The sequence below is a fragment of the Pseudomonas sp. RT6P73 genome, assembly GCF_054897715.1.
In genome coordinates this window covers 5,495,004-5,506,838 of record NZ_JBUBUV010000002.1, presented here as the reverse complement: position 1 = coordinate 5,506,838, position 11,835 = coordinate 5,495,004, and the positions used below count along the sequence as shown (strand labels likewise).

At 55.5% G+C, this 11,835-nt stretch carries 10 protein-coding genes and 6 pseudogenes; 7 read left to right on the top strand and 9 right to left on the bottom strand.

Annotation, left to right across the window (positions count from 1 at the left end; translation table 11 throughout):
* Window positions 1–17 precede the first annotated feature (17 nt).
* Window positions 18–467, bottom strand: a pseudogene (locus ACYZT6_RS25530) (IS5 family transposase); the annotation flags it as partial.
* A gap of 93 nt (window positions 468–560) precedes the next feature.
* Here ACYZT6_RS25530 and ACYZT6_RS25525 point away from each other — a divergent pair.
* The 3 genes and pseudogenes from ACYZT6_RS25525 to ACYZT6_RS25515 form a co-directional block, all read left to right on the top strand.
* Window positions 561–1,032 (top strand): annotated as a pseudogene (locus tag ACYZT6_RS25525) (IS110 family transposase); the annotation flags it as partial.
* A 505-nt stretch (window positions 1,033–1,537) separates the two neighbouring features.
* Window positions 1,538–1,813, top strand: a complete 276-nt coding sequence (locus ACYZT6_RS25520) for a type II toxin-antitoxin system RelE family toxin (protein ID WP_462029115.1) — start codon at window positions 1,538–1,540, stop codon at window positions 1,811–1,813.
* Window positions 1,814–1,983: 170 nt separating this feature from the next.
* Window positions 1,984–2,649, top strand: a complete 666-nt coding sequence (locus ACYZT6_RS25515; protein WP_462029114.1) for a phosphatase domain-containing protein — start codon at window positions 1,984–1,986, stop codon at window positions 2,647–2,649.
* Here the strand turns inward: ACYZT6_RS25515 and ACYZT6_RS25510 are convergent.
* The 8 genes and pseudogenes from ACYZT6_RS25510 to ACYZT6_RS25475 form a co-directional block, all read right to left on the bottom strand.
* A pseudogene (locus ACYZT6_RS25510) lies at window positions 2,635–2,918 on the bottom strand (hypothetical protein). The gene ACYZT6_RS25515 and the pseudogene ACYZT6_RS25510 sit on opposite strands and share 15 nt — an antisense overlap.
* Before the next feature lie 91 nt (window positions 2,919–3,009).
* Window positions 3,010–3,798: an IS21-like element helper ATPase IstB gene (gene istB / locus ACYZT6_RS25505; RefSeq protein ID WP_461987631.1), complete on the bottom strand. Its 789-nt coding sequence runs from the start codon at window positions 3,796–3,798 to the stop codon at window positions 3,010–3,012.
* The gene (gene istA, locus ACYZT6_RS25500; protein ID WP_462025424.1) at window positions 3,795–4,817 is read right to left on the bottom strand and encodes an IS21 family transposase; all 1,023 of its coding nucleotides are present in this window, start codon (window positions 4,815–4,817) and stop codon (window positions 3,795–3,797) included. The genes istB and istA overlap by 4 nt, the downstream gene beginning before the upstream one ends.
* 539 nt (window positions 4,818–5,356) lie before the next feature.
* Window positions 5,357–5,830, bottom strand: coding sequence for a DUF6392 family protein (locus tag ACYZT6_RS25495; protein ID WP_462029113.1), 474 nt, complete (start codon window positions 5,828–5,830; stop codon window positions 5,357–5,359).
* A gap of 635 nt (window positions 5,831–6,465) precedes the next feature.
* Window positions 6,466–7,022, bottom strand: a pseudogene (locus tag ACYZT6_RS25490) (Tn3 family transposase); the annotation flags it as partial.
* Between the two features lie 482 nt (window positions 7,023–7,504).
* Window positions 7,505–7,597, bottom strand: coding sequence for a hypothetical protein (locus ACYZT6_RS25485; protein ID WP_462030015.1), 93 nt, complete (start codon window positions 7,595–7,597; stop codon window positions 7,505–7,507).
* On the bottom strand, window positions 7,593–7,664 hold the full coding sequence (locus tag ACYZT6_RS25480) for a hypothetical protein (protein ID WP_462030014.1): 72 nt from the start codon (window positions 7,662–7,664) through the stop codon (window positions 7,593–7,595). The genes ACYZT6_RS25485 and ACYZT6_RS25480 overlap by 5 nt, the downstream gene beginning before the upstream one ends.
* Window positions 7,665–7,772: 108 nt before the next feature.
* Window positions 7,773–8,033 (bottom strand): annotated as a pseudogene (locus ACYZT6_RS25475) (type II toxin-antitoxin system RelB/DinJ family antitoxin).
* Window positions 8,034–9,067: 1,034 nt separating this feature from the next.
* On the opposite strand from ACYZT6_RS25475, the gene ACYZT6_RS25470 reads away from it, so the two are divergent.
* The 4 genes and pseudogenes from ACYZT6_RS25470 (at window position 9,068) to ACYZT6_RS25455 (ending at window position 11,548) form a co-directional block, all read left to right on the top strand.
* Window positions 9,068–9,469 (top strand): hypothetical protein, encoded by a 402-nt coding sequence (locus ACYZT6_RS25470; protein WP_462029112.1) that lies wholly within the window; start codon window positions 9,068–9,070, stop codon window positions 9,467–9,469.
* Between the two features lie 362 nt (window positions 9,470–9,831).
* Window positions 9,832–10,653 carry an MBL fold metallo-hydrolase gene (locus ACYZT6_RS25465; protein ID WP_462029111.1) on the top strand — a complete coding sequence of 274 codons (822 nt, stop codon included), beginning with the start codon at window positions 9,832–9,834 and terminating at the stop codon, window positions 10,651–10,653.
* A gap of 227 nt (window positions 10,654–10,880) precedes the next feature.
* The gene (locus ACYZT6_RS25460) at window positions 10,881–10,979 is read left to right on the top strand and encodes a HepT-like ribonuclease domain-containing protein (RefSeq protein ID WP_462030013.1); all 99 of its coding nucleotides are present in this window, start codon (window positions 10,881–10,883) and stop codon (window positions 10,977–10,979) included.
* Between the two features lie 60 nt (window positions 10,980–11,039).
* Window positions 11,040–11,548, top strand: a pseudogene (locus ACYZT6_RS25455) (recombinase family protein).
* Window positions 11,549–11,835: the final 287 nt, after the last annotated feature.

Sequence of the window (11,835 nt, the reverse complement as noted above, 5' to 3'; positions counted from 1 at the left end):
CACTTGGCACAGGCCAATTAGACCATCGCCGCGAAACTTGTTGCGAGCTTGCCGAAGCGCGTAACGATGCGGCGATTTTCCCTCAGCCAACCGAACATGCGCTCAATGATGTAGCTCTGTCGGTATTTGGGTCGATCAAGCAGCCTAGGCAACTCCGGCTTGGGAGGCGTTTCATGTCACGCAGCGGAATTACGAGTTACATTAGATATGCGATCGCAGTATCGGCGCAAAGTTTCAGCGTCATACCCTTGTCAGCCAGCATCCATCGGCCGTTTGCCAGGGCGCCTACGCAGGTTCGGAATGTTGGCCTGATCCAGCAACGACTGGGCGTAAGCAATATCGCTGGCTTGCCCGCCTGAAAGCAGGAAACGCCAAGGCACGCCATTGACATCGCCCAGCATGTGAGTGTTGGTCGTCAGTCCGCCCCGACTGCGCCCGAGCGCGTGGTTTTGCGGCTCTTTAGGCCCTACTGAGACGGTCACCCGCCACCCTTCGAAGGTTACGCTTTTGCAGGGTGCTTTCACCGCGGAGATCATCATGAGTACAGTGACACTAATCGCATCGATATCGGCAAACATAACTTCTGTCTGCATGCCTAGGGCAAGGCCGGCAAAGAAGTTTTGCGCAAGAAGTGCTCACGACAGCAGACGATGGTATTCCTAGCTAATCATCCCGTGTGTACTGTGGTAACGGAGGCCTGTGCTGGCGCCCACTGGATCAAGGCTATGGGCCATGAAGCCAAGCTGATTTTGCTTCAGTTCGTGAAGCCTTTCGTCAAAGAAAAAAAACGACTTCGTCGATGCCCAAGCCATATGCGAAGCCGCCTCACGCCCATCCATACGCTTCGTAACACCTAAATCGCCTGATCAACGAGCGCAGTCCGTTTCCCAGCGGATCCGTGAATCATTGATCCGCGACCGTACCAGGACCGTGAATCAGATGCATGGCTTTCTACTCGAGTTCGGCATCCGATTGCCGGTTAGGCTGACAGCGATCAAGCGCCCGGCCCCAGTTTTGGGAGAACACAATCTCCGTCCGGCTCACTGCGCTGTGATCTGCCTCCTCAATGTTGGACATGAAAAGTATACAGAAATACGCGAAATTGTCGGTTGTGGAAGATTGCTGTTCGGGGGAGCGCAGGTCACCGAGAGGTCGCGCATCGTCACGGAGTCAATGAAAAATCCGGGTGCGATCCGGGTGAGGGGATTTAATGTTTTTTAGTCAGATTGCGAAGGGGGCTTGCGCAACGCTCTTCCTCAGCAGCGCAAATTGACACTCCATTGATGCGCTGCAATGCTTGTATTGCATTCATTTAATAGAGATCAGCCATGGCTATTTCACTCAGGCTTCCGGAGGGCATTGAGGTGCGCCTGGAACATCTTGCAGCGCTCACTGGGCGCAGTAAAACGTACCACGCCAAGAGGCTATTTGTGAGCATCTGGAAGATCGGGAAGACCTTTACGTTTCCGAGCACGCATGATCGAAATTCGGGCAGGCCGAACCGAAACTGCATCACTGGAAGAGGTGATCAACCAGCATGGTTTGGACGATTGAAGTAGATCAAGCAGCTGCCAAGGAGTTGAGCAAGATCAATCATCAAATCGCCCGCCGCATTGTCAAGTTTTTGCGAAGCCCTGTTTCGTTATTGGATGATCCACGCAGCATTGGCGAGGCCTTGAAGGGGGCGGCGCTTGGGGGGGGTTGGAAATACCGAGTAGGCGACTACCGGATAATCAGTAGTATTCAAGACAGCGTGGTGACGATTCTGGGGGTGCGGATTGAAAATCGCCGAGATGTATACCGGAAGCACTAAAATCGATTTGAGAATAAAATCATGGTGCAACGTCTGAAACGGCCAGCGAAGGATGGCTATGGCTTTAAAGTATTCTTTTTACCGGGATTTCCTTTGTCGTGTAATTCCACCATACGCGCCCCTGTTGAGGGCCCCGTTTACAACAAAAAGGGACTGTTATGGAGCGCTACATGAAAGTGCGACATCTTACCGGTATGCGTCCTCTTGGTAACGTTGCCATCTGGGTTATGTTGACTCTCATGTCTACTGATGCACGGGCTGTAGTGACCGAGCTCCCCCTCCTCTCGCCCGAACATGCAATGATCTGGGCGGCGCCGGTGGACACAACGTTTAATCTCTATCAAATGACCCCCACGTTGTATCGCAGTGCTTTGCCTAACACAGAAAACCTACCATTACTGCAGCAATTGCAGGTCAAAACGGTGGTTAGCTTTATCAAGGTGAATGATGCTTCATGGTTGGGCGATGCTCTTGTCAAGCGAGTGAGCATTCCTCTGCATGCAGACAGGGTCGACGATGCCGACGTGCTGCGTGTATTACGAACCTTGCAAGAGGCTGAAACCAACGGTCCTGTTCTGATGCACTGTAAACATGGTCGTAACCGTACCGGCCTTATGGCAGCCATGTACCGCACCGTGGTTCAGGGCTGGAGCAAGGAAGAGGCGCTCAAGGAGATGCAACAAGGCGGGTACGGCGACCCGGGGCAGTTGGAGGACGCGATGCATTATGTAAAAAACGCCGATATCACCCAACTGCGCTTGGCTTTCGTCAAGGGCGACTGCAGTACGTCGCAACTATCAACTTGCCATGTGCGCAACTGGTTAAAGTCGTACTGAAAATAAGTGCCCCACCGCAGTTACCTTGCATGAGTCCGGCGGAAATCCACTGATGTGGCAGCAGGTTAATTGGGCCCCGACACTGACACGCGATTCTAGCGACACTCGCGCTATATTATTGACTTTGCACTTGTCGATTGGGCAATCGCGGCTAAGCAGCAATCTGATAGTACCTGGAAGGCAGCTGATACCTGCTCACGGTGTACGCTGATGTGGAATTTATTTCCGTCTTTCCTGCCAGCACATTGAGGCTGTTTGCGCAGGGCCACTACAAAAAGCAGTTAAGTGTCAACACCGGTTGAAAACTGACCCACCCTACCGAAGTAAAACTGACCCACCCCGGCGGTGTTTGAGGTCTGTTTATTTTTGTGGCGAGGCCGTTTCTCTCGGCACCACCTGACCTGATTTCAGCTTGTCCTTCAGTCGATAACTTTGTCCGCTGACCTGGACGATATGCGCATGGTGCAGAAGCCGATCCAGCAGCGCAGCGGTCAGTGTTGAGTCGTCGGCGAAGGTCGTTGCCCACTGGCTGAACGGCAAGTTGCTGGTCAGCACCAAGCTGCCATGTTCGTACCGCTTGGCGATCACGTTGAAGAACAAGTTGGCTTCGTCACGGCCAAAAGGCAAATAGCCGATCTCATCAATCACCAGCAGTTTCGAGCGTTGAACAACGCGACTGAAATACTGGGCCAGGCGCCCTTGATGGTGCGCGGCGACGAGTTGCAAAGTCAGGTCGGCGGCAGAGATAAATCGGGTGGAAATGCCTGCCATTATCGCCCGATGAGCCAGAGCGCTGGCCAAGTGTGTTTTGCCAACGCCCGAAGGCCCCAGCAGTACGACGTTTTCCTTACGCTCGATGAAGGCCAGCCCGGCCAGTTCCAGGATCTGGCTTTGCGGCGCGCCGCTGGCGAATTTGAAGTCGTATTGTTCAACCGTTTTCACCGCCGGCAGCCCGGACTGTTGCAGCAGCGCTTGCCGCCGACGCTCGTTTCGAGCGCGATCCTCGCTCAGCAGAAGCTGTTCCAGGAAGTCGGCATAGCTCGTTTCTTTTTCGGCCGCTTGCTGGGCCAGAGCCGGCCAGTCCGTCGCAAAAGTGTCCAGCTTGAACTGTTGGCAAAGAGACTCGATGCGCAGATGTTGAAGGTTCATGGACGCACCTCAAGCAGTGCCTGATAGACAGAGAGCGGATGCTGCAAGCTTTCCACCGGCATGGGTTGGACGACCGAAATCATGCTGCTCGCAACCCCTTGGATCTCTGGCAGGGGCAACAAGTGGTGCACTTCGGTATCCAGTCGGTGTTGCGGTATTTCGCCCGTCGTCGCATGTGTTCGGGCGTTGGCGACCTCCATCAACCAAGGGCCAATCTTGCTGTTCGCGACTTCAACGTCCAACAGCAAGCTGACCTGGTTAAGTGACGCGGCCAGTGGCACTACGAAGCTGTTTTTCAGGTAGTGGTTGAAGCGCTCGACCTTGCCCTTGGTCTGCGCCCGATAAGGCCGGCAGACTTTCGGTGTGAAGCCATAGCGCTCTGCCAAATTCAATAGCGCGGGATTCCAGCGGTGCTGACCGGGGCCATAAACATCGCGTTCCTGGATAATAGTTTTGGCGTTGTCGAAGAGTAGCTTTCGCGGCGTACCGCCGAAGAAACGCAGCGCCTTTTCGATACCGGAACACCAGGCTGCGGAGTCTTCGCGACGGGAGAAAACGACGTAGGTCGCACGGCTCCAGCCCAACGTTGCAACGAATGCCAACAACGGATCGCGGCCACGCCGAATGACGGTGAAGTCCACCTGCATCTGCTCACCGGGCTCGGTTTCAAAGCGAACGACGGCTTCGTTTGCCTTGGATTTCAAGGTCAGCAGAAAGCTGGTGAGGATTGAGTATCCGCCTTCGTAACCCTGCTCGCGGATCTCCCTCAACAGCACGATGGCGGGAATCCAATGGGGTCGAGCGGCTTCTACGCGCTGACGCAGATAGGCCTCGAAAGGCACAAGCTTGCCCACGCGCTGCGCGCGCGGGCCATAGACGACGGGCTGGCGCTGGGCCTGTAATTTGAGGTGGCGTCGAATGGTATTGCGAGAGCAGCCCATCTGCCGGGCGATGGCCCGAATAGACAAACCCTGACGAATAAGAACACTGATTTCCACGTGTTGCTCCTGGGACAGCATGGGCAGCTCGCAAAAGCTGCATTTTGCCCAAGTGGGTCAGTTTTCAACCGGTAGGGTGGGTCAGTTTTGCATCGGTACTGACAGTTAAGGCTCTAAAGGCTAAGCCGTTGTGTGGCAGGTCGAGCTGATTGCAGGCATCAGAATATTCCAAAGCCTGCGAGGCTTGCGTGAAGTTTGGTAGCGATTCCTTCTACATCTGTTTCTGTAAGCTATCAAAATCCCAAAGTAGCTGGTGGTGGATGGGCAGGGCTTGTGCAATATCGAGTGCTTCGAGCCCCCGAGCAATTTAAGCGAAGTTTTGGGCGTGGCTGAGTAAGGGTTGGATAGCTGGAAAGGTTCTCGCCTTCTGAAACAGCGTCGAGTGGCATGTTCTCAAAGGGGCTGCGTGCATTGAGGTGGCAGAGCAAGCATTTACTTATTTAGTCGCAGGATAAAGTTTAACCTTCGCGCTCAGTCGAGGTATTTGCAATGCCACCCGAGGTCGTCTCGGTGGCCCCGCAGACTCATCTGGCCGTCGTGGGCGACGCCGATAGCGTCGGTCAATCTGGGTCTATTAACGCGAACACAATGCGATCAACTCGAAAGTCCTCGGCGTACTGGAAGTCGGCAACTGCGCCAGGGTGAAGGGTTGATGGTAATCGATAGCTGTCCCAGCCACCGATGGTTTTTACCGAGTTAGGTACATCAAAACTGCCTACGGAGCGAAGGGGGGGACCCAAGAGCGCTCGCACCAGAAGCTGGTTTTTGGCAGCAGAGTAGGGCGCAGGTAACGGCCCTGAATAAGCCTCTACTCCATTTTCTATATCACCCTGCAAGATGATTTGAATGGCGTTGAAACGCTTTGTCTCAGCGCCAAAAATCAGCTCAATACCTGGCGTTGGCTCAATCTCCAAGGTGCCGCTGTTCGCGTATAGCGCTTGCAAAGGACCGTCGGCAATAGTTCCCTGAGCGACGAGAAAGTCGTAAGAATCTCCCAGGCTCTTTATCCAGCGCTCCAAGTTTATGGCCGTCATTGATTACCTCCGTTTTTACCAAAAATTAGCGGATTGTGTTAAGTCGCAGATGACCTCGCTGAGTCGCCTGCCCGAAGTGGTTAATCGTAAGATTTTCCCTTCCGCGCGCGCTATAGATTTAAATACGTTGTCTTCTATTGATGGGGCAGAACAAAGAAAAAATCAGCGTGTGAGCCTGATTTAATGTGCATAAGGCTCTGTCGTACACTTTTGCTAGCGACTAGTGCTCGCAGGTTGCCAGTTATCAATGCCGCCCGGTTGTTGATTGAGCATTATCAAGCCGGGGGGAGCCCCCGAAGTTTGGTAGTGCGAGCTGATGCATTGGTTTTTCGCTCGGGCGGTGTCAAGTCCAGCTCGGCAGCTCTGTCTGGTCTGGTGACATCGTCTACCCCTCCTCTGGGGTTGAGGGATACCCGTTCGTAGGGATTTTATTAAAGTCCACTAACGCTGGCCATAGCAGCCGGGTATTTAAATAGTGATATGTTTATGAAAAACGCTCATTTATTGTTGCGTGTTACGCAGCTGCTGTAGTCGGGGTGTGAATTATGCTATACGGCTGCTGAACTTCATGTGCGTCTGTAAACATGGGTTCGGTTATTGCTTGACAGCGTCTACGAAGACTCGCGCCAAGTGACTTTGCCAGAAACCTGAAACTGCGGCTGATGCTGGTTCTTGGCGGCGTTGAATAGCTTGCCAATAATGCGGTCGTGCGAGTCGATGATTTCGTCGGTGACGGTGGCCATGCCTTCTATGGCTATATCCACGAGGGTGGGGCGTAACAGCACTGCCGCTCAAATTTGCCCAAATCAGCAGGCGTCATCTGACGCCCTTACGTACGATTTTGAGCAAGCGGTCCTGGGTGCACCTGCCGCTCGATGCCTGCAGGCAGGCAAGAGCTTGCCAGGCTTTTAAGGCGCTCTATGTGTTCGAGCATATGGCGGGAGTTAGGTTTGGCAGACGACTGGCGCAGCCATGCCAGCTATATCGTCTTGCTGCCCTCTTAGCGCTTAAGCAATTTGTCCAGCCGCTGACGGTGGCGGAGGCGGTTTCCCGCGAGTCGCTCGGTGCGGCCGTGAATGCGCCGGTTGGCACGGGTAATGGCTTCGGCGCCAACGCGATCGATGACGTCAACTGACGATAACAACACGCTTTTGTGGCGAAGTTGCTGTACCAATTCCGTCGCCAGCACAACGCGGTTTGCTAAGCCAACTCGTCCAAGCTATGTACCGCTGCACCCTGTTCGTCATCGCTTAACCTTCGACCGGCGTCGGCTTGACCATGATCAGGCTCGCTCACTTTGCCATCTTTCGGACAGGTTTTTGGGGTAGAGGGTTGTCAACCGGGGCAAGGTTTCCTGCACCTGTTCCAGCGAGGTCATCAGATGAACCTGATCCTGAAGGTCTATGGCGAAATCGAATAGCTCGCCTACTCGGCTGCGTGATCCCTCGTTAAACACCGCCGTCGCCAGTTGATGCAGCTTCAACAGGCCGGTGCGCAGTTATGGCGGTCCGCCGTGCTTGCTGTCGTGCAGATCGCAGCGCGGTACGCCCACTGCATCGACGCACGCAGTAATGCGGCCGTCTCGAAGTTCTCTGGTGACAATTCGTCCATTCTTCATCGGTGATGCTGGTTGTCATGCGAGTTACTCCCTCGTTTTGAGCAGCGCTCGGCATTCTACAGGCCAAGCACGCTATGGGATCCGAGGCGCAGGAGTTGGAACACGGCGTCATCCGGCTTGCGATAAATCAACACTAGGTCGGGCTTAATGTGGCAGATCTCGATGATCTTTCCAGTCGCCAGTGAGGGCGTGATCGCGGTGCTTCTCGGCCAGCACCTGGTCATTCGCCAGGGCTGTGACGTCGGCAACGAATCGCTCGCCAGTGTCTGACGATGCGCGTCTTTGGCTTCGCTCTTGTAGTCGCGCTTGAACCGGCCGGTCTGTTCAATCGTCCGCATTCAGCTCTGCCATCAGATCCTCGACGTTAGCGAACGACTTCAAGCCGCCACGGCGTGCTTCCTTCATCGCCTCGATGGTAGTGGCGCTCGGTACCAGCGGCTCGAGGGCGAGGCTTTTTCGCGGGCGACTCGTGTCAACATGATGCGGAAGGCGTCAGACACGGTTAGTCCCATCGCGGCGAGTACGGGTCGCCTCTTCCTTGGTGCGCTCGTCGATGCGGGCACGCACTACAGCATTTGCGGACATGGTTTGAGTCTCCAGATGAGTGGGCTACATGTGGCCCACTCAAGTTGTGAACGCACGCGGCTCGACTCCGGCGGGGCCTGTGGGAAAACACATGTTTACGGCAGGGCGGCGACGACATCCAAAACCGGCTGTCATTTTTAGAAGACGACTGCACTAATTGATGGGACTTAACGCCAGGTGTGCAGGCGGCTCCTGACAGCGCAGTAGCAGAAGTCATCTGCACCAATCTCGACTATGCCTCAATACTCCTGTGCACGCGAAGTATGAGCATGGAATCAGTCACATCACCGATTACCGAGCAAGGCGTAGAGCCCGACGAGGCATGGGCTTAGGCTCAACACAGAGCAGAAATCAGCGGGCCACTGGCGGCGCTTGAGGGGGGAGCCGAGCTTGGCAAGGCGCAGGGTTTGTGACGGACTTGGTGTGCGGTCGATCCAGCGGCGGGAAAGGCAAGGGCGTCTGTCGGAGCCGGTAGGGCGCATCATTACGCGCCGGCACCCGCAGCTTTTGCGCTTGCAAGCCCGTGCAACATCGCGGTGGAAGGTCGCCAGACTGTGCTTCTGCTTGGTCAGGACGCGCTTTTGCAGCAGCTCCTACCGTGGCCCTGCGGATCGCCGGTCTTGACCCACTCAAGGTCACTCGCCGCCGGGAAGGCCAGGATGCGTCCGGCAAGCCTGCAAGGTGTCGCCGGTGAGCCTCCCCGCGTGACCGCGCCGTTGGAACAGGTGCAGATCGATCACACGGAGAAAACCGGTTTGAGCCAGTGATGCTGTCGGAGGGGGAGGCTAACGACGGTTGCGTTCATTGCTTGCCAGCTTCGCCACGTCGCTCCCGCTGCGTCGGCACTCCCGCAGGACATAGCCCGCTACCTGCTCACACGTAGCGAAGACATCATCGGTGAACTGGCTCACCTGCTGATGGCGGCGGCAATCGCCGACATGGAGAGCGGCGAGGGAGCGATCAATTCGCAGGCTCAGCATGGCTGATTACCCTGGCCTTAGCGAGGGGCGACGCCAGTTCGAACGGGAACTGATGTGAAGCCAGCACCGCGCTGGCCGCTGCACCCGTTCGGGAAAGGGGAAGCTTTTTCGTCTTGGCTCAATCGTGTCGTCGTCTGCTACCAGTTGGATATCCCCGATCTTTTGGAGCACGATCTCGGTCACGGCCAGGTCGATGACTTGGACGCCGCACCGCCTCAGTCGTTGGTGATGGCTCTCTCCCGACGAGGCGGCATCGAGCGGGACTGGCTGCGCGGCATGAGCCTACCCGGCTGGGTGTCCTGGCTGCTGGATAGTCTCAACGGCCCGCTTCCGGCAAACCTGGAAACCTATGCATGCCAGTTCTCGATATTGCTGCCCAAGCGCAGCCCGCCGGCATCATCCACAAGACCACACCTTGGGTCTGCATGTCGGTCGCCAATACTACGCCACCTTTGAGATCCGCTCACTGACCTCGGCCGAGGCGGAGATCGAACGCTGGCCCAGTTGCACCACCCCGAGGTCAACGCGCCCGTCTGCGGATGGTAAGGCAGAGCCCTGCGACGTTGATGTTGCTGTTTGGATAAGCGAACAGATTGTGCAATTAGCTCAGCCGGTTTTTGACTTGACCCAGTAATATAAATACACACTTTATTAATGCACTATCTGCTTGTAGTTAAATGTATAAACCTTCTCAGCTACACGCCTATTCCAAAGAAGGGAACCCTGAAGAGTATAGGAGGAGGATGCAAACTTAAAACTCCACGAGAAGATTGTACTCGTCGCGGATATTGCAATAGCCATTGTTAGAGAGAAATACTATGAGTGAAAACTCCAGATTGACCTGGAAGCATTTCCCCGCCGGTGAACATGGCTTCTATCGTGCGCCAATACTGATTTCTGGCGAACACGATGCCGTCCTCATTGACGGTGGCTTTACTTTCTCGGATGGGAGAGCGGTCGCTGAAGCCATCAAAAGCAGTGGGAAGACACTGACGACGATTTATATCAGTCAGAGCGATCCTGACTACTATTTCAGCTTGAGGCCCATTCAGGCTGCGTTTCCCGAGGCCAGGGTAATAGCGGCGTCGGACACGATAGCAGCGATCAAGTGCAGCGTCGAAGCCAAGCTGGCGGCCTGGGGGCCTCAACTCAAGGATAACGCTCCGCAAACCTCGGCAGATATCGTGATGCCTGAAGCCTTCGACGATCATGCGCTCTGCCTCGAAGGCCATACGATCGAGATCGCGGAAGTCAAGGGTCTTGATAACCGCCGATATCTCTGGGTACCTTCACTGCGTGCGATTTTTGGCGGTGTTTTGGTGTTTTCCGGTGTGCATGTTTGGACCGCCGATACAAAAGGTTCTGACGCTCGCGCAGCCTGGTTGAATGCTCTCAGCTCAATGGCAGCACGCAATCCCGAGATAGTTGTCCCAGGACACTTGGCGCTCAATGCTGCAATAGACGTATCTGCGATCCACTACACCCGAGACTACCTACTTGCATTTGAGCAAGAGCTTGCGAAGAAGGAGAATAGCACTGCATTGGTCAATACCATGAGCAAGCTATATCCGGTGGCCGGCATGGCCGTTGCTCTGCAGATTGGCGCTAAGGTTGGGAAGGGAGAAATGAGCTGGGGTTGAGTGCGATGTCGTCGTAATCGGCTGACGAAGTCATTTACACTGAGCGGCTCGCTGGAACCGCTCAGCGTCAGCGGTTGGGCGAATTGCTTAAGCACAAAAAGGGGCAACAAGACGACATGGCCGGTATGGCGGCGCCAGTCGCCTGCCCATTATGAGCCTCATAACCATAGGAGAAGCGGCAACAAAGGTAATGGACCCAGGCACACACGCAAGTGCCGTGGCGCAGTATGCATGGGAGGCGCAACCGCATGGCTCATGGTGACTTCGATATCAACCTGGATGTCGTGTGGGAGACGGTAAAAAAATGGTGTTGCCGGAGTTGTTAGCGCAGCTCCCCACCGTTCTCCAGGACCCCGACGACAAAAATCCTTTAAGAGAAGTCACTAATCGGCTATGCACGTGTCTCGACGCAGGATCAGAACCTAAAGCTGCAACGTGAAGCTCTGACCCTGGCGGGATGCCAGAAGGTCTTCGAGGACAAGGTACGTGGTACGCAGGCAGACCGGCCTGGTCTGGGTAAAGCGCAAGAAATACTGCGTGAGGGCGACACCTTGGTGGTCTGGAAACTGGATCGCTTGGGGCGTAGCGTCAAGCAGTTGGTCGACCTCGTCGGCGAGTTTCACAAACAAGGAGTTCAGTTCAAGAGCCTAATACCGGCACCCCATCCGGCGGGTTCTTTTTCCATGTACTGGCCAGCCTCGCTGAAATGGAGCGCGAACTGGCTTTTGAGCGCACTGTGCGGGGGCTCGACGGCGTCCGCCAACTCGCTCGCAAAGGTGGCCGCAAACCCAATATGACCGAGAGCAAAATCATGTCTGCCAAAAAGCTGCTGGCCAGCGGTGTTCCGTCCAGGGACGTGGCCAAGAACCTCGGTGTGTCCTTTCCTACTCTATAACCGCTGGTGCCAGCCCCTGCACATGCTTCAAGCGTGCTTTACATCCCGTTTTCTGAGACGGCCCCTCTGCTGAGGTCGACCTGAATGGGGCTGATGCTAGCGGGGCGGCGGATTGGAGATCGACGCCTGCGGGCCCGTCTGCAATTGGCTTTAAGCGGGCTTGATGAGGGAGGCTGCGGGCTCCTGGGGGCGTCGCTGCGCAATGTGTTGAAGGATGGCCGCTGGCGCCCTTGCTCAACTGGGGCGCGGAAGGGGGGGCGCTGTATCCGATATTGCACGAGAACTTT